The sequence below is a fragment of the Nocardia heshunensis genome (genome assembly GCF_054782115.1).
Genome location: NZ_BAAGTC010000007.1, coordinates 422130 through 442817, shown reverse-complemented (window position 1 = coordinate 442817; position 20688 = coordinate 422130). Strand labels below are relative to the sequence as shown.

The 20688-nt window shown below is 64.6% G+C and carries 18 protein-coding genes, 2 tRNA genes and 1 pseudogene; 9 read left to right on the top strand and 12 right to left on the bottom strand.

Annotated features, from left to right (window positions below):
* Positions 1–66: 66 nt before the first annotated feature.
* Together ACYVN4_RS25140 and ACYVN4_RS25135 are read right to left on the bottom strand one after the other, a co-directional pair.
* Positions 67–4464 carry a caspase, EACC1-associated type gene (locus ACYVN4_RS25140; protein ID WP_460724445.1) on the bottom strand — a complete coding sequence of 1466 codons (4398 nt, stop codon included), beginning with the start codon at positions 4462–4464 and terminating at the stop codon, positions 67–69.
* Positions 4454–4864 (bottom strand): effector-associated constant component EACC1, encoded by a 411-nt coding sequence (locus ACYVN4_RS25135; protein WP_460724444.1) that lies wholly within the window; start codon positions 4862–4864, stop codon positions 4454–4456. The genes ACYVN4_RS25140 and ACYVN4_RS25135 overlap by 11 nt, the downstream gene beginning before the upstream one ends.
* 254 nt (positions 4865–5118) lie before the next feature.
* Between ACYVN4_RS25135 and ACYVN4_RS25130 the strand changes: the two genes are divergently transcribed.
* Both ACYVN4_RS25130 and ACYVN4_RS25125 read left to right on the top strand, forming a co-directional pair.
* Positions 5119–5487: a DUF397 domain-containing protein gene (locus tag ACYVN4_RS25130; protein WP_460724443.1), complete on the top strand. Its 369-nt coding sequence runs from the start codon at positions 5119–5121 to the stop codon at positions 5485–5487.
* Positions 5488–5746: 259 nt separating this feature from the next.
* Positions 5747–6301 carry a hypothetical protein gene (locus tag ACYVN4_RS25125; protein WP_460724442.1) on the top strand — a complete coding sequence of 185 codons (555 nt, stop codon included), beginning with the start codon at positions 5747–5749 and terminating at the stop codon, positions 6299–6301.
* A 94-nt stretch (positions 6302–6395) separates the two neighbouring features.
* Here ACYVN4_RS25125 and ACYVN4_RS25120 read toward each other — a convergent pair whose 3' ends face one another.
* The 3 genes from ACYVN4_RS25120 to ACYVN4_RS25110 form a co-directional block, all read right to left on the bottom strand.
* The gene (locus ACYVN4_RS25120) at positions 6396–6773 is read right to left on the bottom strand and encodes an NUDIX domain-containing protein (protein ID WP_460724441.1); all 378 of its coding nucleotides are present in this window, start codon (positions 6771–6773) and stop codon (positions 6396–6398) included.
* A gap of 447 nt (positions 6774–7220) precedes the next feature.
* On the bottom strand, positions 7221–7409 hold the full coding sequence (locus ACYVN4_RS25115; RefSeq protein ID WP_460724440.1) for a hypothetical protein: 189 nt from the start codon (positions 7407–7409) through the stop codon (positions 7221–7223).
* Positions 7410–7411: 2 nt separating this feature from the next.
* On the bottom strand, positions 7412–7945 hold the full coding sequence (locus ACYVN4_RS25110) for a hypothetical protein (protein WP_460724439.1): 534 nt from the start codon (positions 7943–7945) through the stop codon (positions 7412–7414).
* A gap of 223 nt (positions 7946–8168) precedes the next feature.
* Here ACYVN4_RS25110 and ACYVN4_RS25105 point away from each other — a divergent pair, with 223 nt between their 5' ends.
* The 4 genes and pseudogenes from ACYVN4_RS25105 to ACYVN4_RS25090 form a co-directional block, all read left to right on the top strand.
* A complete protein-coding gene (locus tag ACYVN4_RS25105; RefSeq protein ID WP_460724438.1) occupies positions 8169–8498 on the top strand; it encodes a hypothetical protein in 330 nt (109 codons plus the stop codon).
* Positions 8485–9015, top strand: coding sequence for a DUF6879 family protein (locus tag ACYVN4_RS25100; RefSeq protein WP_460724437.1), 531 nt, complete (start codon positions 8485–8487; stop codon positions 9013–9015). Before ACYVN4_RS25105 ends, ACYVN4_RS25100 begins: the two co-directional genes overlap by 14 nt.
* Positions 9012–9854, top strand: coding sequence for a helix-turn-helix domain-containing protein (locus ACYVN4_RS25095; RefSeq protein ID WP_460724436.1), 843 nt, complete (start codon positions 9012–9014; stop codon positions 9852–9854). The genes ACYVN4_RS25100 and ACYVN4_RS25095 overlap by 4 nt, the downstream gene beginning before the upstream one ends.
* A gap of 459 nt (positions 9855–10313) precedes the next feature.
* Positions 10314–11216 (top strand): annotated as a pseudogene (locus tag ACYVN4_RS25090) (recombinase family protein); the annotation flags it as partial.
* Between the two features lie 745 nt (positions 11217–11961).
* Here the strand turns inward: ACYVN4_RS25090 and ACYVN4_RS25085 are convergent.
* The 3 genes from ACYVN4_RS25085 to ACYVN4_RS25075 all read right to left on the bottom strand — a co-directional run bounded on the left by ACYVN4_RS25085 (position 11962) and on the right by ACYVN4_RS25075 (position 13340).
* Positions 11962–12046 (bottom strand) — tRNA-Leu (locus ACYVN4_RS25085).
* A 94-nt stretch (positions 12047–12140) separates the two neighbouring features.
* Positions 12141–12452 carry a hypothetical protein gene (locus ACYVN4_RS25080; protein WP_379352159.1) on the bottom strand — a complete coding sequence of 104 codons (312 nt, stop codon included), beginning with the start codon at positions 12450–12452 and terminating at the stop codon, positions 12141–12143.
* Between the two features lie 129 nt (positions 12453–12581).
* Positions 12582–13340 (bottom strand): tetratricopeptide repeat protein, encoded by a 759-nt coding sequence (locus tag ACYVN4_RS25075; protein WP_460724435.1) that lies wholly within the window; start codon positions 13338–13340, stop codon positions 12582–12584.
* A 352-nt stretch (positions 13341–13692) separates the two neighbouring features.
* Between ACYVN4_RS25075 and mihF the strand changes: the two genes are divergently transcribed.
* Both mihF and ACYVN4_RS25065 read left to right on the top strand, forming a co-directional pair.
* Positions 13693–14007: an integration host factor, actinobacterial type gene (gene mihF, locus ACYVN4_RS25070; protein WP_379352161.1), complete on the top strand. Its 315-nt coding sequence runs from the start codon at positions 13693–13695 to the stop codon at positions 14005–14007.
* A 141-nt stretch (positions 14008–14148) separates the two neighbouring features.
* Positions 14149–14236 (top strand) — tRNA-Leu (locus ACYVN4_RS25065).
* 112 nt (positions 14237–14348) lie between these two features.
* On the opposite strand, the gene ACYVN4_RS25060 is transcribed toward ACYVN4_RS25065, so the two are convergent.
* From ACYVN4_RS25060 to ACYVN4_RS25050, 3 genes are all read right to left on the bottom strand, one after another.
* Positions 14349–14498, bottom strand: coding sequence for a winged helix-turn-helix transcriptional regulator (locus ACYVN4_RS25060; protein ID WP_460724434.1), 150 nt, complete (start codon positions 14496–14498; stop codon positions 14349–14351).
* Positions 14499–14587: 89 nt separating this feature from the next.
* On the bottom strand, positions 14588–15679 hold the full coding sequence (locus tag ACYVN4_RS25055) for a saccharopine dehydrogenase family protein (protein WP_460724433.1): 1092 nt from the start codon (positions 15677–15679) through the stop codon (positions 14588–14590).
* Positions 15676–16617, bottom strand: a complete 942-nt coding sequence (locus tag ACYVN4_RS25050) for an NADP-dependent oxidoreductase (RefSeq protein ID WP_460724432.1) — start codon at positions 16615–16617, stop codon at positions 15676–15678. The genes ACYVN4_RS25055 and ACYVN4_RS25050 overlap by 4 nt, the downstream gene beginning before the upstream one ends.
* A 119-nt stretch (positions 16618–16736) precedes the next feature.
* On the opposite strand from ACYVN4_RS25050, the gene ACYVN4_RS25045 reads away from it, so the two are divergent.
* Positions 16737–17312, top strand: a complete 576-nt coding sequence (locus tag ACYVN4_RS25045; RefSeq protein ID WP_460724431.1) for a TetR family transcriptional regulator — start codon at positions 16737–16739, stop codon at positions 17310–17312.
* Between the two features lie 55 nt (positions 17313–17367).
* Here ACYVN4_RS25045 and ACYVN4_RS25040 read toward each other — a convergent pair whose 3' ends face one another.
* Positions 17368–20688, bottom strand: coding sequence for a molybdopterin-dependent oxidoreductase (locus ACYVN4_RS25040; protein WP_460724430.1), 3321 nt, complete (start codon positions 20686–20688; stop codon positions 17368–17370).

The following is a 20688-nucleotide window of genomic DNA, read 5'->3' as shown; positions in this document are numbered from 1 at the left end:
CATTTCAAACACGGACACCAGACCAATTTCACCAGTGGATCAAGGCTGAGGCCGTGATGCTGTGGCTCAACATAGTGGGACTGGGTCGGATGTCCGCGATACCCAGCTTTCCCACTCGGTGAGGGTGATCGGGTTCGTGAGAATGGAACACATCTTCTTGGCGCCGTCTGGAATGATGGGAATGGATCTGACTTTGCCCGTATTGGATGCCAGTACAAGCGATTTGGCCTTGCTATCGAAAGCGGCCATGACATCGGGACTCGGGCCGACCCATGAAACCGGAACTGCAACAGTCTGGTTCGGATCGGTGCTCCACATTCGTATGCTCCCGCCGACCTCGGCAGCGATCCATTGTCCGTCGTCACTGACTGCTATGTAGGGTGCGTTGTATCCGCCCGTATCCGGCAGTCCAGCGGTCGACATGGTGCGCACAGCATGGGTGGAGGTGTCCCATAATCGGACAGTCCCGGCGAAGTCGCCGGAAGCGACCCAGCGCCCGTCCGGGGAGATGGCAAGCCCATCGATTGAGGCAGTACCGGGGGTTGGCATGACCATTTCGGCATTGGTCCATAGATCCCAGAGATAGACAGCACCGCCGTTTTCACCCGCTGCGACCCAGCGACCGTCACGGCTGATTCCGACGCTGTCGATCGCGTGGGAGCCGTCAACGGGCAGATAGCCGCCTGGTCTAGCCAGCATCCGTACTGTGTCGGAGGATGTATTCCATATCTGGATTTCTCCGCTGCTGTCGTTTGTCCCGACCGCTATTTGACGTCCGTCACCGCTGATGGCGAGGCGGATATCGCCGTACTCGAGTGATGTCGGCATGACGAGGTGTATCTCTGATGTGGTGCTCCACAAATTGATCAACTGTGGATGTGGATAGGTCCCAGTTGTTGCGGCAAGCCATTTGCCATCGTCACTGACTGTGGTCGAACCCATGATTCCGAAATCCGGTCGGGTTATAGTGCGGGTCGTTCCCGTCGCAGAATTCCATAGACGGATGTCCGAACTCGCGTCGCGTATGGCCACCCATTGGCCGTTCGACGCGATGTCCCATTGTGTGTTTCTCGGGGTTAGGCCGTCCGCGATGGACGTTGAGGGCGCCTCCGCCGGCCATGCTCTGACGATTCCATCGTCGTCGGACGAGATGATGCGCTGGTCGGAGCCGAAGACAACTACCGGCTGAGGACTGCGGTTCGCGTTTTCCACCGCGGGAAGTGCAATGCTGGTGTCTGACTGAGTGTTCCATTCGCGGAGGTCGGCGGTTTTGTCACCGATAGCGACCCGTTGCCCATCGGCACTCACAGCTATTCCGCTGATTTCGGCCTTGCCGGGATTTGCCATCGAGCGAATCGAGTTGGAGGCCACGTCCCACATGCACACGGCACCGCTCGTATCGCCGGCCGCGACCCAGAGTCCATTTCCGTTGACGGCGATGGCGGTGATGTCTTGCGCTGAATTGCCGATGATGGCGGTGTGAGGGCTGGTTCGAATTACGTTGGCGGCGACGTCCCACAGTTCGATCCCGCCACCCGCGGTGCCAAAGGCGACCCACCGACCGTCGGGGCTGATGCTTGCCGTTCGAGGCCAGACAGGTGTGTCTGTGACGGGCGCCCTGGTGGTGGTGTTGGTCGTGGTATCCCAGAGTTCTGGCCAGTCACCGCCGTTGACGGCGAGGACCCAGCGACCGTCGGGGGTGATCGTGACCTGGTCCGCCATCGAGATTTCTGTGTTGGGCAGGGCTCGAATCGCATCGGTGGTCGTGTCCCACAGGCGTACGGGATGTCCGAGGCCTCCATTGACGACCACCCGATGGCCATCCGCGCTCACGGCGAGTTCGCAGTTGACGACGGTGTTGGTCGGCGGCATCGTATGGGCTTGACCAGTCGTGGTGTCCCACAGCCGGACTTCGCTACGTACGTCGCCGGTGACTACCCAGCGCCCATCAGGGCTCACCGCGGTCCCGCATATTGCACGGGCATCGAGGTCGAGGATCCTCGTGACGAACTGCGTTCGAAATTGCGCGGCGAGGACACCGGCGTCACTGACCTGCGGTGCCAATTTGTTCGCGGCGAGTGTTTCGAGGACCGCGCGGCGTTGGCTGCCAGCATCGCCTGATCCGAACTGTTGTTGGGCATCCCCGATGAGTCGGGCGGCGACATTCTCCGCTGCAATCGTATTGGCCCGCTGCTGGGCGCGCACGGCAACGAAGGCGACGACGAGCGCAACGACGGTGAGCAACACCAGGGCGCTACGCAAGCCGACACTGATCCACCGGTTGCGTGTACGGTCGCGGCGGGCGGCGTCGAGGAAACCGGCGGCGGTGGCTGAGACTGCGACGGCACGCGCGGCTTGTTCGGCGATGGTCAGGCGCGCACCACGGTAGAGCATCGATTTCTCGCGCCCGCGCTGAGCCCAGTCCTCAGAGTCGATGGACAGGCGTTGGCGCTCAAGGATGCCGAGCCAGTCCTCGGTGATCCAGGTGCGCAATTGTGGCCAGGCTTTCAGCAGCGCGTCGTGAGCGATCTGGGCAGTGTCGCCATCGACGGTGACCAAACGGCTGGACGCGAACACCGTGAGCGCGCGGTGCATGCTCGCTGGATCTGGCCCGCACATGAGTTCCGCAACTGTCAGGGTGCGGCGGGTGTCCTCGGCGTCGAAGCTGACCTGGACCATGCGCATGAACATCGTACGGGCGGCCGCTTTGGCGGCAGTATCGAGCTGGGAGAATGCGGCTTGCGCGCGCGTGGCGACCGCGTCCCAGACTCCGCCGGTTCGCTGGTAGCCAGCCAGGGTCAGCATGTTTTGGTCGCGATACTCCCAAGTCAGCTGTAACGAGAACGACAGCAGGGGGAGATTGCCTGCCGGGGATCCGAGTTTGGGTCCGTTGGGCTGGCGGGAAGATTGGTCGGCGTTGTGACCAGGCGAGACGAGAGCGTTGAGGTCTTGCAGTAGCCGATCGACGAGTCCGTGCTCGAGTTGCAGGCCGACTGCCTGCGCGGGATCAGCAATCGCAGAACGAAGTTGGTGCTCGGTCATAGGTGCCACCAGGAACTGGCGGTGCTGAATCGACTCGCGTAGTGCGGTGTAGGGGTGGCAGTAGGGGACGAAGTCGGCGCGGATCGCCAGCACTACCAGCACCGGCCATGTGCTGAGCTCACACAGTGCCGTTATGAAAGCACGCCGTTCGAATTCGTCGCGGCAGTTTGTGAACACCTCCTCGAACTGGTCGACGATCAGCAACAGTCCACCCGCAGCAGGGCTCAAGCCAAGGTGGCCGGCGGCAGTAGCCGCTGCATATTCGGGGGCGCGCTGCAGATTCTCGCGGACCACCTCGGCTGGGTCTTCGGTGAGAGGCGAGAGAACGGTCGCCAGTTCGCTGAGCGGGTATTCACGTGGCCGAATCACGGCGCGCAGCCATTGGTTAGATCCAGACGCAGTCAGTTCGCCTCGTGCGACGGCGGGAACCAGACCAGCCTGCAGCAGAGAGGATTTGCCGACACCGGAAAGTCCGGACACCAGCACTGGTCCACCCACCTCGTCGAGCGCATCGATGTGTGCAAGCAGATCAGCCAGGGTCTGGCCGCGGCCAAAAAAATAGCGGGTGTCATCTTCGGTATAGGACTCCAATCCGCGGTAGGGACACGGATGGTCTGCATCACCGGCAGTACCGAGTGCGGTCGGGGAACGTGTCGGCGTTACTGCGATGCTGCTCGGATTGTCGGCGAGGATCAGCTGCCCAGCTTGGCCACTCAAATGCCGTTGAGGCCCAGGAAGACCGCGTTCGAGCAGCCGACGACGCAGCAGTGCATAAACCGCTTCGAGAGTGATCTGAGGGAGCGCAGTGCGGTCTCCATGTCGCAGCAGCGAGATCAGCTCCCCAGAAAATGCGGTGTACTGCTCGCCGGGTGGGGCCATGGCTTGCTCGGAGCCTGATGCCGCAGTGAGTAGATATGTTCCGCCGAGCCAAACTCGCCCGAACGCATCGGCGGCCGCGGGGGTAATCGGACTCTGTGCTCGGCCCGCGTAACAGCAGTCCAGGATCACTATGGTTGAGTTGGCTTTGCGGTTCTTGAGGACCTGACGCACGTCGCGAAAGGCCACCGATGTAGCGACCAACGTCTGCCAACGGTCGTCTGTAGCGGCCGTGGCCAAGTACAGATCCTGGTCGACCAGCCCATGACCGACGAAGTAGACCAACAGAATGTCGCTGGCCTGCAACGACTCGGCCGTTAATGCACGCACGACCTCGTCGCGCCCCGCGGGATCCACGATCGTACGAACCGCCGACGCATCGACACCGCAGCGCTCGATCAAGACCGCTTCGAGGGCAGCGAGTGTCCTTGCGACGGAGGGTATGTCGGGCAAGATGGACCCGGCGGCATGGGTGCCCGTTCCGACCAGCAGAACTCTCGTGCCGGGCGAGCTCAATGCCAGCGGGCGTGGCTTCTCACTGCTCATCACGGTTCGGTTGCTCGAGCTGGGCTGGGGCCAGCATGCCGGTCAGGGTCGCTGTTAACGCGGTGACCTCGGATTCGGACATTCGGTCGGTGTTTGAGGCTGTGTACTCGAACCCAGAACCGTCGCTTCTGGTCACTTTCACTGTGACAGAGCCGGTTTGGCGGCGAATCCAGGCGATCAATACCGTGGAAAAGGCGGTGAATCCGGCCGCGACAGCACCACCCTGGCCGAGAATCACACTCAAGCTCTCGGTGACCGCACCCATCTGCCCATCGCGGGGTGGGGCCTGTGCCAGGTTGAGGTAACCCTGGAGGTCCGGTTCGACGATCAACCAATCCCACAGCATCCTCAGAGCGTCCGTGTCGCCATTGCCCTCGATTTGAACCGTGACTTCCACCATGACCTCCCACCTGAAACTCGATCTTCGCATGCAGCCAGAGATGCTGCGGGGCAATCGGTTTAGTCGACCCTGACGGAGGTCTGCGACTACGGCCTACTACCAGCTGCTTCAACGCCCGCTGAGGCCGCTTAGCGTGCTGTGCTGGTACAAGCTGGCAGCCGAACGACTGTGCACCGCAGCACTTTCGGCTGGGCAGTCGGCCGACATGATTGCCGCACGAATCTCTTTCATCGACAACAACTGATGGAGCAGCGATGACCACCCGCCCGCTCGTATGGCGGAAATCCAGGTACAGCGGCAACACCGGCGGCAACTGCGTCGAGGTCGCGAGCGATGGAGTCCAAGTCTTCATCCGGGATAGCAAATACCGTCGCGATCCTCTGAACGATCCGCTCGCCGAACCGATCATCACCGTGACAGCCGAGCAGTGGAACCTGTTCATAACCGTTGTCGTGGGCAACTTGGTCGTAGCCACTCAACCCGCCATCCAGGCTCAAGACCTGGGCGGTATCGAACTTCGTTCGCCCGTCGGACCTGGTCTGCAATTCACCTCGGACGAGTGGAGCGCGTTTGTATCTGGCGCGGCGGCTGGGGAGTTCAATCGCGACAAATGGGCCGCTTGACCATCTGTAGGGTCTCAAAATGATTGGCCACTCGATGGCCAATTGGCCACCGTTTTGAGACAGATCCGCTGTGCAACTGCACCTCCGCCGAGAAGCGTGAGACGGCTCACGAATCAAACCAGGAAGTCTGCGCACCCGGTCGCATCCGCAAGTGATCATGGATTGTTTTGTGTACGTTGACGATTCATGTCACTGGCGTCTGGTACAAATCGCGCATGTAGGGCGACACCCGTAGCCCAACTCTGGCGGGGAAGTATCTATGGGATCGAAACCGGCGACCACAGCATTGCGCGCGGCGCTCAGATTCGCCCGCGACAAACCGGGACGGTGCGACGAACGCGCCATCGAGTCGTTGCTGTGGGGTGCTTTGCGTGAGTCGCCAGATTTAGCGGAGGCGTTGACAGGTCATCGTGACCTGGACTTCTACCTCGGGATGCCCGATCACGCCGACGTCGTAGGCTTCGAGGCCGGGACCGCTGAACACGCGATCGCAGTGATCGAGGTGAAGGTACGAGCGGCATTCCACTGGCGAGAGCCCTCACAAAAGTCACAGCTCGACGCCTATGCAGAGAGGAGCCCAGACGCGTCGCTGATCCTGGTCGCCTCAGATAAATCGATTGAGAATTTCCATTCGCGGGGAACCGGCACGTTCCACCCCGATGGACTGCGCGAGTTCGAGTCCTACGACCGTTGGGCTGCCAACATCGTGCCGCTCGACAGGCTCTACGAGTTGCTCGATGCTGCGCTAGAGGGCGTACCGCCCGACGCGTCGGCCGAGACAATTGGGTGCATCGTCGCACGACAAGATGTGTGAGCATCACCGTCAGACTCCGTCAAACTCGCAACCCGCTCGTGCGCTGGACATTCCAGCTAACGCAGCCTCTCCCCATCGAATGAGGCGAGGGCGATCACAGTGCTATCCATGTCATGACTGGAAGGGCCTGGACGGGGAACCATTCCAATGCTGAGCACAGACCTGGCTCTTTGATCTGAGGATGCCCGGTCCACGAACTGGCAAGGTAGGTGTAGACGTCGCGAGCGCCGCCGTCGTGCGATGAATCCAACGACACGACCCCGGCGAGATCCGCATCGGTCAGTTGCGGTTCGACTCCGACTTCCTCACGGGTTTCGCGGTTAGCCGCGGTGACGAAGTCTTCGCCGGCCTCGATGCATCCTCCCGGCGCTGCCCAGCATCCGTTGCCAACGCGCGTGTTGCGGCGCCGCATTAGGAGGACTTGGCCGTCACGGACGAGCAGGGTTTGAACACATGCCTCGACCTCGGCCATAAGCCAGCCTCCATGGGGGTCAGGACGCCTGGGCGTTTCAGGGTTTCTGCTATTCGTCACCCCAAACTAGTTCAGAGCCAGGGTCTGCCAGGCGTCCCTTGATGAACGCGATGGCATCGACGAGTGCTCGGTCCCGCGCGTCGGATAGCAGCGTGTCGTGTCCGATCCCGAGTTGTCCGTTCGCAGATTCGATGTGCCGATCGGCCAGTGCCATGAAATCGAGGTCGGTGTAGCGGGGCTTTGTCGGTTCCAAGTGGAGAACCCCCAGCCCTCTCCTACGGTTGGGGGTTCTCCCGGGGGTTCGTCACCAGGATCAGAATCCCTTGGCACGGTTGCGGCTGGCCGAGGGTATTCGTTCATATGCGTTGTGGAGCAACGCATTAGGTTGTCTTGAGTCGATGCTTGTATTGACCGCCCCCTCTCTGTGTTGCCGAGCATCAGAGTGGTTTAGGCGCTGCTCTTGGGATCTCCGGACCCCATGCCGATTCGAAACTGTTCGATATGGTCTGGGATCAGCTCAGCGAAGACGTACCGTGTGGTGACCGCGAACGCTGCACCTATCCCCATCAGGCCGGCGATCGCCGCAAGCGATTCGCCAATCTGCTCCGTCCAGAACACCGCATTGTTCTTCTGCACGGCTACGCCTCGTTCGCCTTCCTCGTGAGCGGCAGGTCCCGGAGTGGAGGCATCGCCCGCCGCGCGTATGTCGATTCAGGATGAACGGTGACGACGTCGAGCTTCTGCACCAGGGCGCCAGGCACTTCCCCTTCCTCGAAGTGCTCCAGCGACGGCACGAACACCGCTTCCGCATTCAACCGGGTCGCCTGGGCCTTCAGCCGAGCCAGCGGTGGACGCCCCGAAGCCGGGTCATAAAGAACCATGTCCGCGAAGTCGTACCCGTACCTCGCTGCAAGCCGGCGGATCTCCGTCTCATCCCACTGCTGGCTGACCCCGGACACGTCTGTCCGAACGTATCCGAGAGCCGTTGGCTTGTAACGCATTACCGCCCCTCTGTCTTCGTGGCCGTCGAGCGCAAGGAAGTCGTGGTGCTGGAGGTAGAACCCCTCGTAGTCCTCGGAGTCGTCTCCGGCGCTTTGGAGTTCGAATACACCACCAGGGAACTGGTAGAGCCGTACGCGCGGTGCTGCCGCCGCGTCTGGTTCATCGGTCACGACCGCCCCTGTCGCCGTTGGTAGGGCAACTCAGAGGCGGGGTAGTCAGCCGCCCCTGAGCGCCTGAGCCAAAGCTAGAGACCCAGGTGGGACGAGATCTACCACCTTGCTCCAACTTGCTTAGTGAGGTCTGTTCTGGCCCGGAACCCACGCAAACGAGGGACCATGGCTTCTGTGGGTTGAATGCCCACGCACAATTCATCGAGAAGGCTTAGGACTGATCATGATTGAGTCATTACGACTGCTGGGCCGCAACGGATCACCCAACAACGGCTGCCCGGCCCTCTACGAGGCTGATCCGGGCTCGTTCTTGATTGTGGGCTGGGTGACCCGCGCCGAGGGAACGGTCGAAATTCCTCATGTGCTACTGGGATTCGCCGACGCTCGCGAGTTCATCGGTGCCACGCTGACCGACACCGGGCGGGGCACGTTCACCCTTGACGGCGAACCCGTCACTGATCCTGCTGACACCGCTCGGCTAGAGATGGCGGACGACGAGACGGCGATCATCGTCCCGCGTTGCGAAAGGAAGTATTTCGGTGCAGCTGCTTGACAGCGACGGCCTCAACAGCCTGATCAGGGGCAGCAAGACGGAGGCGTTCCACCTGGAGCTGCTGGACGACTACGAGTCACCCGAAGGCGACGCGGTGTTCCGCAACTGGCTCGGAGGAGGGCCGGAGGACGACTTCGCCTGGTTCCAGGAATGGGGCGACCTCATCGGCGAGATCACCGCCCGAGGCGTGCTCGTTCGCCGCGCTCGGGTTGTCACGGTGCCCCTGAGCGACTACCAGCATTGGATGCTGGAGATCACCCAGCGCAACGTAGACGCCGGAGAGCAGGTTCGGTACCTGCCAAGGCATTTGGCCGACTCGCTCCACCTGACCGCCGATGACTGGTGGCTGCTGGACGACGCGACCGTGTCGTTCACCACCTTCGACGCGGCTGGCCACTTCCTCGGCGGGACCGTCACCACGGACCCGCGGATTGCCGCCATCTGCCGGGAGGTGAGGGATTACGTGTGGGGGCTGGCGGTGCCCTACAACGACTTCCGTGAAGTCGATACGCAGTGACCCATGGCGGCGCTGCGCACGAACAACGGGAAGCTCTCGGGGTACGTCTCCGGGAGCTTCGCCGTGATGCTGGGCTGACCGGGCGCAAGCTCGCCGATCAGGCCGGTTGGCATGAATCTAAGGTCTCGAAGATCGAGTACGGCAAGCAGACGCCATCGGAGGCCGATCTACGGATCTGGTGCAGGCTTACCGGCGGTGCTGATCAGTTCCCGGATCTGGTTGCCTCGCTGCGGAACATCCAGGTGGCGTACATGGAGTACCGCAGACTGCTCGGCACGGGCACGAAGCGGCGTCAGCGGATGGTGTCCCACATCGAGGGTGGGACCGAGGTCATGCGGCTGTTCGAGCCGACGATCATCCCCGGGCTGTTGCAGACGCCGGACTATGTCGAATGGATTCTCGGGAAGGTGATCGACTTCTACGGGATTCCGAACGACCTCGAGGAGGGCGTAGCCGCCCGGCTGGAGCGGCAACAGGTCTTGTACCGGGGTAAGCGCCGCTTCTCGTTCCTGATCGGAGAGAAGGCGCTGTACACGACTGCACGCGATGACTCGGTGATGATCGAACAGCTGGATCGGCTGCTGACGGCGATGGTACTGCCGCGCGTTCAGCTGGGGGTGCTGCCACGGGCGGCACTGTACGAGGCTCCGATGACGAACGGCTTCATCTTGTACGACAACAGGTTGGTGCTCGTCGAGACCGTGACGGCCGAACTGACGATCACTCAGCCGCGAGAAATTGACCTGCACGGCAGGTTGTTCGATCTACTTGCGAGCCAGGCCGCCTACGGCGAGGCGGCCCGAAGCATGATCCGGAAAGCGATCGACGAGCGAAGCTAGGGTCGTGAAATCTCCAGATCGGATGTCGCAAACGGGGGGTCTCCGTGCAGTACACGGATGACCCGAACACAGGAATCCGCCTTCGCTGGGGCTACCAAGGAGCACACGGATCGCAGGGCGCGGATCGTCGTCATCCCTCCTGGAGGCGACTTGACAGCCCCGCGCGAACGACGCGTTGATAGACCCCATTGCGCCGAACGCCGTCCCGGTCGAATCCGATTCTCGATGAGGAGCATTGATGGCCAGTCACTCAACGCCACGACGCCACGATCCACCACGGATGGCTGCCAAGCAGCCGCATAGGGAGACGAACGAACTGGATTCGGCGACTGATGATGTCGCTGTGGTTGTGCCTGATCATCCGCCGACGCTCACCCCTCTCGCCGCGGCTCGACTTCTGCGGGTGATCCGGCAGGCAGCCAAGGCCGGCGATCCTTCGAGCGATCGGAGAGCCGCGTGATGAGTGCACGATTCGCGTTCCTCGGTCGCGTCTCGACCGAGGACCAGCAGGACCCCGTTGCTTCGAAGAACTGGCAACTCGGGCGGGCGGAAGGTTTGGTCAGCCGCCACGGCGAGGTCGTCGCCGAGTTCTTCGACATCGGGCAGAGCCGTGCAATCCCGTGGAAGCGGCGACCAGAAGCAGCCAGGCTTCTCGAGCTCCTGAAGTCTCCCGACCGAGGCTTCGATGCGGTCGTCATCGGTGAACCACAACGTGCCTTCTACGGCAACCAGTTCGGGCTCACGTTCCCGGTCTTCGTGCACTACGGCGTGCCGCTGTGGGTCCCTGAAGTCGGCGGCCCGATCGATCCGGAATCGGAAGCCCACGACTTGATCATGTCGGTCTTCGGCGGCATGTCCAAGGGTGAACGTAACCGCATCAAGATCCGTGTTCGAGCAGCCATGGCCGCCCAAGCTCAGGTCGAAGGCCGCTACCTCGGAGGGCGCCCCCCGTACGGGTACTGCCTCGAAGATGTTGGACCACACCCAAATCCAGGGAAAGCCGCCGACGGGAAACGACTGCACCGGCTCGCGCCCGACCCCGTCACGGCCCCGGTAGTCCAACAGATCTTCAGCGACTGCCTTTCCGGGATCGGGATATTCGCCATCGCGCAGCGCCTCACCGACGCTGGAATCCAATGCCCCTCCGCCTACGACCGGAAGCGCAATACGCATCGTGACGGGGTGGCCTGGTCCAAGAGCGCGGTCCGCGCGATCCTGGGCAATCCGCGCTACACCGGCCACGAGGTGTGGAACAAGCAGCGCAAGCAGGAACTGCTCATCGACGTCGACGACGTCGCGCTCGGCCACGAAACCCACCTGACGTGGAATGCCAAGCAGGACTGGGTGTTCTCCGACCAGATCGCACACGAGCCGCTGATCAGCAAAGACACCTTCGAGCAGGTCACTCTTCGACTTGCCAGTCGTGGTCCGAAATCGACCGGCCGCACCACAGTGCGCCGCGAACACCCCTACGCCTACAAGGGTTTGCTCACTCACGACGACTGCGGGCGCCGGATGCAGGGCAATTGGAACCACGGCAAAGCGCACTACCGATGCAGGTACCCATCCGAGTACGCCATCGCCAACAAGCTCGACCACCCGCTCACCGTCTACCTGCGCGAGGATCAACTCGCCGGTCCGGTCGATCTCTGGCTGGCCGAGGTCTTCCACCCCGACCACATCGAACACTCGCTCTCTCAGCTCGAAGCGGCGCAGACACAACGCAATACGCCCGCACTGGATACGTCACGGGAGACCCTGCTCGAATGTGATCGGAAGTTGGCCCGCCACCGTGCTGCTCTTGAAGCCGGCGCCGACCCCGCACTCATCGCCGCATGGTCGCTCGATGTGCAACGCGAGCGCGAAGCAGCCGTGGCTCGAATCGCCACTCTGGAAGCACAATCCGTAGTCGAATACCGATTGACACGCGAGGAGATTCGCCTTCTGGTGGATTCGCTCGGAGGCATGGTCACGATCCTCAAGAACGCCGACCCGAACGACAAGCTCGAGGTGTATCGGCAGTTGGGCCTGAAACTGACCTATAACCACGAAACACGGGTGGTCGTGGCTGAAGCTTCTCCACGACCACCCGTGTGCGTAGTGACTGTGTCCGGAGGGGGACTTGAACCCCCACGCCCTAATACGGGCACTAGCACCTCAAGCTAGCGCGTCTGCCATTCCGCCACCCGGACCGGTGATGCTGGACAAGATTAGCGGAGGGGTTGGGGGAAAGGGAAATCGGGGCTGGAGCAGGCGAAATGGGGTGTGCCCGGGGAGGATTGAGGGCTAGTGGAGGATGCCGAGGAGGTTGGCGTTCTTGATGGGGGTGTCCTTGTTGGCCTGGACTTGGCAGAGGCTTTGGACGGCGGCCATGGAGAGGTCCACCTGAGTGCCGGGGGGCTCGTTGTCCTTGCCGGTTTGCTGCTTGATGAATTTGGTGATGGTGACGCGCTGGGTGTCGGCGTTCTGGGCGAGGTAGTCGCTGCACTTGGTGTCGCCGCCCTTGTTGAGGGCTTTCTCGACATCCGAGCAACCGGACAACAGGGTTACGGCGAGCGCGGCGGCCGCGACGGCCGTCCATCGCGCGGACTTCATCATGCGTGCGTTTCCTCGTGGGTCGTGCGCGGTGGGGGTGTCGACCGCGATCGACCGCCACTGTAGATGGGCGCGACCGTCCGGCAATCAGGGCTGGACCCGGAAATCCGGCCCAAGGGTATGTGAGTTGAGTCACATACCAGGCTGAGATTCGGCCGCGCTGGCTGCCCGCCAGACCCTTGCTTCACTGGCATTGCCGCGGCGGGTGAGGAGTTCGGCGAGACCCGCCATCGCCCGCGGGTCGCCGTGCGAGGCGGCGGTGCGCCACCAGTGCTCGGCCTCGGAGTAGTCACCGCGCCGGTAGCGGACCACACCCAGGTCGTAGGCAGCCGCCAGATGACCGAATTCGGCTGCCTGCGTCCATAGTTGGCACGCCTGGTCCTCCTCCCCGCGACTCTGCATCGCCACCCCGAGCTCGTAGAGCGCGTGCTGATAGCGGCTCGCCTCGGTCGGCGGTTCGGGCGGGGGCGGGGTGAGCGCGAGGGTCAGTTCGACCACGAGCTCGCCGAAATCGGGCGGGCCGACGCCGGTGCTGCAATGCAACACGGTCCGGGTGGGCTCGCGGGTGACGAGCAACCCGTAATTGCCGGTCCAGGACACGATGCTGTCGCTCTCGTCCACCCAGACGGGTGTCAGCGTGATGGCGGCGTCGGCCTCGGTGGGATGGATCTCGAGCTCGATGCCGCCGGTCATGGCATCGCTCCACACGTCAACCCCCCTGAGCTGGCGGCCGTCCAGCAACACGTGCCCGCGGTCCACTGCGAGCCCGATGCCGAGGCTGCGCACGCCGGGCCGTGGGGCGGCAGTGCGCAGCGCTAGTCGGACGGTCGTGGGGGAGACGCCGATGCTCTCCGAATGCAGGGGGTAGACCTGGGCTCCGTTCCAGGTCACGGGGTCTGCGCTGTCGTATTGCTCCGCCAGGGGAGGTGCGGTCGCAGCCGGCTCGGCGTACGAATACGACCCCTTCATCTGCCCCGCCTCTCGCCGGTGCCGTGTGATGTTCGGGCATACCGTAGTACCGATGGCGTCGCCGGTGTCCCGTATTTGCCAGCTAAGCCATCCCAGCAAACACCTGGTCATGTGACCGGTGCCCGAAGTGCCCGCGAACGGGTGCTGATATCCGAATTTCGCCGGTCGCTCGACGTGTCGGCCACGTCCACGCGGTGTGTCGTACTTGCAGAGACGCCGGTGTCCTGTTGAATCGTCGGCGAAATACCAGCGAACGAGTGAAAGGTAAGGACATATGGCTCTGCCCACCATGACCCCCGAACAACGCTCCGAGGCGCTGGCCAAGGCCGCCGCGGTTCGTAAGGCCCGCTCGGAACTGATCGCGCAGGTCAAGAAGGGGTCGGTCAGCCTCGCCGACGTGCTCAAGCGCGCCGACGCGGAAGACTTGGTCAAGAAGACGAAGGTGGCGGCGGTCATCAAGGCGCTGCCGGGCATCGGCCCGGTGAAGGCGGCCAAGCTGATGGACGAGGCCGAGATCCCCGCGGACCGTCGCATCGGCGGCCTGGGTTCCCGGCAGCGCGCCGCGCTGCTGGAGGCACTGAAGGTCTAAGGATCGGGGGGTGGCCTGCCGGGTCGCGAAATCGACCCGGCGGCAACCACTCCCACCGCCTCCGTTTGCTCGGCAAACACGCAGGACAACGGCCGATTTGGTCCAGGCGGTCGGATCCGATAACCTTGCTGAGCACCACCGGTCCGGGTGGCGGAATGGCAGACGCGCTAGCTTGAGGTGCTAGTGCCCGTATTAGGGCGTGGGGGTTCAAGTCCCCCTCCGGACACCAAGAAGAAGGGCTCCCCCTGTAATCAGGGGGAGCCCTTCTTCGTTCGAGCCCAGCGGCCGAGCAAGCCTCGACCCATTCCGGATCGATCATCACCGATCGCTGACCGAAGGGGTTATGCGAGCCCGTCGAAGCGGGTGCGGGCGGCGTCGAGGTCGTGGAGGTAGCGGTGGGTCCAGTCGCACATGCCGTGGACCAATTCGCGTAGTGCGTGTCCGGATTCGGTGAGGGTGTAGCCCACCCGTGGTGGCACGGTTGGATACACCGTTCGCTCCCTCTCGATGAATCCAGACCGCGGCGCTGACCCCGATGGCTGGGCCCCGCGCCTGAACGGGACCTGCAACGGCCGCTGGACTATTCGGCGATGAGGTACACGCCTCCGCAGGCTTCGGCGAGGGTTGAGCCGAAGAGTGCTGCCGGGGTGTGGGCGCCGGGTTTGCCATCGCCGGCGAGGAGGCGGCGGGCGATTTCGGCGGGGACGGCGCCGGTGTAGGTGTTGGCCGCGCCGACGCGTAGCCAGCCTTCGCGGGTGGTGCCGTCGGGCCAACGCAGGTGTGCGTGGCCCCAGGAGTGTTCGCGAGGTGGCTTGCGGCCCTTGACTTCTACGCGCGCGAGGCGTTTCTTGGCGAAGGCGCGGATCGGGGCGATGGACAGTAGCGAGGTTGCCAACGGCAGGATCACGCGGATGATCCGGGATGACGGCGCTTCGCTCGACGCGGCGGTCACTGCGGCAGCACCGCTGGCCCGTTGGGCCGCGATCAGTTCACCGAGGGGGACGCTCGCGGTCGTGGCTTCGGAACCGTCGGGCAGCGTGAGGTGTTCGGGGTCGCCGCCGATGCGCGCCGACACCAGACGCCCGCCCGCGTAGCGGCGTCCCTGGTAGCGTCCGCCGCCCTCTACACCCGGCAGACCGTCGAGCAGAGTTCCGGCGAGGGCGTCGCCGATCGGTCCCGGCTCGATCTCGACCGCGGGGACCATGTCGACCCGGACCATGGACGGAGTGGGACGGCCTTCGCACAGCTTGACGACGACACTCTCGGTGGCCGTCACTCCGAACCCGGCACCCGTCACCAGCGTGCGGCCGGTTGCGGCGGCCGCCTCGGTCATACCGAGTAGGGCGGATACGGCGGCCACATCGTTGGCCAGGTCGATGTAGTGGCTGCCCGGCAGGCAGGCGGCCACAATCGGCGGTGCCGTCTCGGTAAAAGGCCCGACGGTGTTGATGACGACGGCCGGTTGCTGCCGCCGGATTTCGGCCGCCATCATCTCGATCGAATCGGCGATCACGGTGCGGCCCTGGCCGATTCGCGCGACGGCCGCCGCCAGGCGGGTGGCGTCGCGGCCGACCAGGACGGGGGAGATGCCCCGATCGATCAGCGCCGTCGCGATTGCGCGTGCGCTGCGGCCGGTTCCTCCGAGAATCCAGACCTCGGTGTCCATCGTCATTGCCCCTGTTCCGTTGTGATGATGAGCTTGCCGCCCGGGAAGGTGCCGACTTGTTCGAGTTCGGTCAGCGCCGGGATCGCGGCCGCGAGTGACACCGTGCGCGCGATCGGCAGTCGCAGCGCGCCCTGACCGGCGGCCCGTGCGACCGCTTCGAGATCCGCGGTGACCGGTTGGGTGATCATGACCCGGAAGGGTCCCGGTAGTGCGCTGCGCGCGAATTTCACCGGCGTGGGGTTGATGTCGATGATGCGGCCGCCGGGCTTCAGGAGCGTCCGCGCCACCTTGGCGGAAAGCGTACCGGCGGTGTCGAATACGAGGTCGAAGCGTCCGCGCAGCGGGGCGGGGTCGAAATCGAATGCGACGATCGGGTCGACGCCGAGGTCGCGCGCATCCTGCGCGGCGGTGGCGCGGCAACTTCCGCCGACCGTCGCGCCGTGTGCCAGGGCGAGCTGGACTGCGGCCCGGCCTACGCCGCCGAGGCAGCCGTGGACGAAGATGGCTTGTCCCGCTTGCAGATTCGCCTTGCCGATGAGCGCCTGATAGGCGGTCACACCGACGGTCGGGATCGCCGCGGCGGCTTCGAAGGAGAGTTCCGCGGGTTTGGCCACGACGCCCCGCTCGTTGGCGAGGGCCATCTCGGCGAAGGCCCCCGGAGTCCCGATCGGCGCCGCGCCGAGCACTTCGTCGCCGATCTCGAGCCTGGTGACCCCCTCGCCGACCGCCTCGACGACGCCCGCGAAGTCATGGCCCATGCCGCGGGGGAAGCGGCGGCCGGTCACCAATCTCATTTGCCCACTTCGGATTTTCCAATCCATCGGGTTGGCCGCCGCTGCGCGGACGCGGATCAGGACTTCGCCGGCACCGGGCCGCGACGGCTCGAAGTCCTCCAGTCGCATGACCTCCGGACCGCCGTAGCGGTGGTACTGAATGCGTTTCATCGTCATTGCGAACCCCACGAGACGTTGATGTCATTAGGTGACATCACACTAGCACGGTGATGTCACCTGATGACATGCCTGGTGTCATCGAGTGACATCACTGCCGGTAGACTCGCGGCATGGGACGGTGGGAACCCGGGGCCGGCGGCCGATTACGCGAGGCGGCACTCGCGCTGTATCTGGAACGCGGCTTCGAGCAGACGATGGTGGCCGACATCGCCGAGCGCGCCGGAGTCACCGCCCGCACCTTCTTCCGCCACTTCGCCGACAAGCGCGAGGTGCTCTTCGACGGATCGTCGGCGCTGGAGGAGCAGGCGCTCACCGCCCTGGAGACGGTGCCGGAGTCGATGCCGACGCTGGACGCCATTGCCCACGCACTCGACGCGGTGGTCGAAATGATCGGCGGCGACCGCGATTTCGCGCGGCGGCGGCAAACGGTGATCGCGGCCAATGCCGAGCTCCGCGAGCGTGAGCTGATCAAACTGGCGTCGATCTCGGCCGCCCTGGCCGAGGGCTTGCGTCGGCGCGGCGTCGGCGCACCCGAGGCCAATCTGGCCGCGGAGACCGGTGTCGCCGTCTATCGAGTCGCTTTCGAACGATGGATCAAGACCGACGAGGAGGGCGACCTACGCGGCGCCGTTCGCGAGTCGCTGGGCCAATTACGGGCCCTGACCGCCGCCTCCACCGTCGAGTGACGGCGTACGCACCGTTCGCTGCCACGACTGCGGGTGTATCACTGGCGACGCAAGTTCAGGCGTCGAGTTCGAGATCGGTGGTGGGGATGGCTTGGCAGGTGAGGCAGGAGTCCTCGTCCAGGTGTTCGGTGTCGACGTGGTGGCCGACCTTGCCGGTGTGGACGCGGACCAGGCAGCTTTCGCATTGGCCGACGCGGCAGCCGCTGGGGAGGTCGAGGCCGGCGCGTTCGGCTAGCTGTAGGACGGTGCCGTCCTCGTCGGTCCAGACGAGTTCGCGATCGGAGCGGCGGAAGCGGACGGTGTGGCGGGCCTTGCCTGGCCGTGGGGCGATCGGTTCGGGGGCGGTGAAGCGTTCGGAGAAGATCTCCCACTTGGGGACTCCGCGGGCGCGGAGGTCGGCGGTGAGCGCGGTGAGCATGGGTGCGGGGCCGCAGAGATAGCAGCGGGCGCGGCGGGCGAGCAGACCTGGATCGATGTCGGCGGCGGTGAGCCTGCCGTGGATGTCGAAGTCCTGGCCGAGCATGTCCTTCTCCAGAGGCTTCGAATAGTGCGTGACGATGCGCAGCCGCGGGCCGATCGCGGTGGCCAACTCGCGCAGGCGATCCCGGAACGGGTGGTCGGCGGAACTGCGGACACCGTAGTGCAGCACCACTTCTGGAACGGTGCCGCCGGTCGCCGCGAGGGTCTCGAGATAGGACAGGAACGGTGTGATGCCGATGCCGCAGGCGATCAGGACGACCGGGGCGTCGGAATCGACCGGGATGACGAACGCACCCGCCGGATTGCCGATTTCGAGCCGATCGCCCACCGTCAAGGTCTCGTGGACATATCCGGAGAAGACCCCGTCCGGGATTCGGCGCACGGCCAGCCGGTAGCTCTCGCGGCCGTCGACGTGCGCGGGGCCGGTGAGCGAGTAACTGCGCGTGCAAGCCTCCCGGACCGATCGAACCGTAAGGTGCTGTCCGGCACGATAATCCGGCAGCGGCTCGCCGTCTTCGGGCACCAGGTGCAGGGCTCGGATGCCGGGGCTGATGGCATCGGCCGCCGCGACGCTGAAGGTGCGGGTGCCCTGCCAGGTGTGGTCTGCGGGCGCGGGGGTGACCTCACAGATGAACGAGCGCAAGGGAATCGAGCCCGAGAGCGGGTCGATGCGCTCGTCATCGATCAGCAGGTTGAAGTTGCTCCCGGCGGCGGTGAGCGGGTCCAGGGCGGGTAGGCCCAGATCGGGAGCGCCCTGCCACCAACCGTATTCGGCGACCACGACGCCCGGGTGCAGGGTTGCGTCGATCCGCGCCCGCATGCCCACGCTTCCGTTCCGGGTGGCGAGTGCGACCCGCTGTCCATCCGAGATCCCACGCTCGGCGGCGGCCTCGGCGCTGAGATCCAGCCGCGGATCGGGGGAGCGGCGGCGCAGGGAGGTGATCTGGCGGTCCTGGCTGTGCCGGAAGTAGCCATTCTTCGCGCAGGTCAGCACCAAGGGGAAGGAGGAGTCAGGCGCGATGGGAGCGGTGAATTCGGGTACCGGCGAATAGCCGTGCGCGGCAAGTCGTTCGCTGTAGAACTCGACACGGCGGGTCGGGGTCGCGAAGCCTATGGTGGTGTACTTGCGATACTCCTGCGGCAGTTGCACCCGCACCCCGCCGGGCTGCTCGCGCAACCGATCGACGGTCAGGCCGAGCGGCCGCAACTGGTGGTCCCATCCGGCCTCGACATCACCGCCGAAGAACAGCTCGCTCATCCCCATGTGGGTGGCGAGGTCGAAGACCACCTCGGTGTCGGAGCGCGATTCCCCGGCCCGCTCGACCACGCGGGTGCGCAGCTGCACATGCTCCTGGGCGCGGTGATCGACCTCGAACCCGATACGCAGTGACTCCCGTTCCCACGGGCTATCGGCCGGGAGCAGAATGTCGGCGTAGCGGGCAGTGGGGTTGTCGAACAGGTCGATGTGAACCTGAAACTCCAGCTGGGCCAACGCCTGCGCCGTTCGCGCCGAATCAGGCTGGGAAACAAGCAGATTGGATCCGAAGCCGATCAGTGCGCGAACCCGATACGGGTCGTGATCCAGTACCGAACGGCACAGGTCGCGCGCCGTCACCCAGCCGCTCGCGGCGGGCCCCAGCGGGCGCTCGGCCAGGCCGAGGGCCTTCTCGATCTGCTGCGGCGCGAGCAACGCGGCGCGATTAGCGATGTTGTTCGCGGGTTGGGCCGGTAGCACCACATTGCCGCCGGGCGCATCGAACGAACCGGTCAGCGCGAACAGGGTCGCGATGGCTCGATCCGTCTGCGCCGCGTTCGCGTGCTGACCGATCCCGGTCCAGCCGTAGTAGGAGACCGACTCGGCCGCGGCGATCTCGTTCGCGAGCGCCGTGATCCGGTCCGGCTCGATCCAGGTCTCGCGCGCCACCCGTTCCACCGGCCATTCGCGGCAGGCCCGCGCGTAATGCTCGAACGCGGGCGCGCACATGACGAAACCGGCCCGGGTCGCGATGCGGCGTGCGCCGGACAACGCGAAACGTTGGGGTGCACCGGCAGGGAATCGAGTGTCGTACGGCACTGGCGCGCAATCGATTTCATCCCAGGCGACGTACCCGGTCAGATCCGGCCAGATCTCTTCGGCCCGCAAGAAACGTCCGGTGTCCGCACGCACCAGTAGCGGGGCATTGCTCCACGCCCGCACGAACTGCTCGTCGAATCCACCGGTATCGAGTAGCTGACCGGCCAGTCCGAGAGCGAGCGCGGCATCGGTGCCCGGTCGCACACGCAGCCAGTGATCCGCACCTCGCGCGCTGGTGGAGTGTCGCGGATCGATGACCGCGAGCCGGGCGCCGCGAGCCTGTGCCTCGGCCAGCGCGGTGGACTGCGACAGCCAGGTCTTGGCCGGGTTGAACCCCCACAGGACAGCGAGATCGGTGTTGGCATAGTCCGGCACCGGCAGCCCGGTCCCGAAGGTGAAGGAGTGTGCGACGTCCTTGTGCCAGTTGCAGATCTCGGTGCTGAACACGACGTTCGGGCTGCCGAACCCGTAGACGAAGCGCTGGATCCACTCCATGCCGTCAGCCACGCCGGTGCCCGAGGGTGTCGCCAGGGCGAACGCGACGCTTTCCGGGCCGCTCTCGGCCGCGATGGTGGTGAGCCGGGCGGCGATCTCGTTCAGGGCCTCGTCCCACCCGATGGGTTCCCAGCCCGGATCGGGATCACCTTTCGGCCTGGTCCGCCGCAGCGGCCGGGTGAGCCGGCGTGAATTGTGTGCGATCTCGGCGGCGGATCGGCCTTTGGGGCACATGGATTTACCGGTCGGATGCTCTCCGTCCGGCCGGACCCCGACGATCCGCCCTTGCTCGACGGTGTAGACCGCGCCACACCGTGACTTACACAT

Coding starts and splice junctions, on each gene's coding strand:
- ACYVN4_RS25140 (WP_460724445.1), bottom strand. CDS start 4,464: ATGAGCAGTGAGAAGCCACGCCCGCTGGCATTGAGCTCGCCCGGCACG.
- ACYVN4_RS25135 (WP_460724444.1), bottom strand. CDS start 4,864: ATGGTGGAAGTCACGGTTCAAATCGAGGGCAATGGCGACACGGACGCT.
- ACYVN4_RS25130 (WP_460724443.1), top strand. CDS start 5,119: ATGACCACCCGCCCGCTCGTATGGCGGAAATCCAGGTACAGCGGCAAC.
- ACYVN4_RS25125 (WP_460724442.1), top strand. CDS start 5,747: ATGGGATCGAAACCGGCGACCACAGCATTGCGCGCGGCGCTCAGATTC.
- ACYVN4_RS25120 (WP_460724441.1), bottom strand. CDS start 6,773: ATGGCCGAGGTCGAGGCATGTGTTCAAACCCTGCTCGTCCGTGACGGC.
- ACYVN4_RS25105 (WP_460724438.1), top strand. CDS start 8,169: ATGATTGAGTCATTACGACTGCTGGGCCGCAACGGATCACCCAACAAC.
- ACYVN4_RS25080 (WP_379352159.1), bottom strand. CDS start 12,452: ATGATGAAGTCCGCGCGATGGACGGCCGTCGCGGCCGCCGCGCTCGCC.
- mihF (WP_379352161.1), top strand. CDS start 13,693: ATGGCTCTGCCCACCATGACCCCCGAACAACGCTCCGAGGCGCTGGCC.
- ACYVN4_RS25055 (WP_460724433.1), bottom strand. CDS start 15,679: ATGACGATGGACACCGAGGTCTGGATTCTCGGAGGAACCGGCCGCAGC.
- ACYVN4_RS25050 (WP_460724432.1), bottom strand. CDS start 16,617: ATGAAACGCATTCAGTACCACCGCTACGGCGGTCCGGAGGTCATGCGA.
- ACYVN4_RS25045 (WP_460724431.1), top strand. CDS start 16,737: ATGGGACGGTGGGAACCCGGGGCCGGCGGCCGATTACGCGAGGCGGCA.
- ACYVN4_RS25040 (WP_460724430.1), bottom strand. CDS start 20,688: ATGTGTAAGTCACGGTGTGGCGCGGTCTACACCGTCGAGCAAGGGCGG.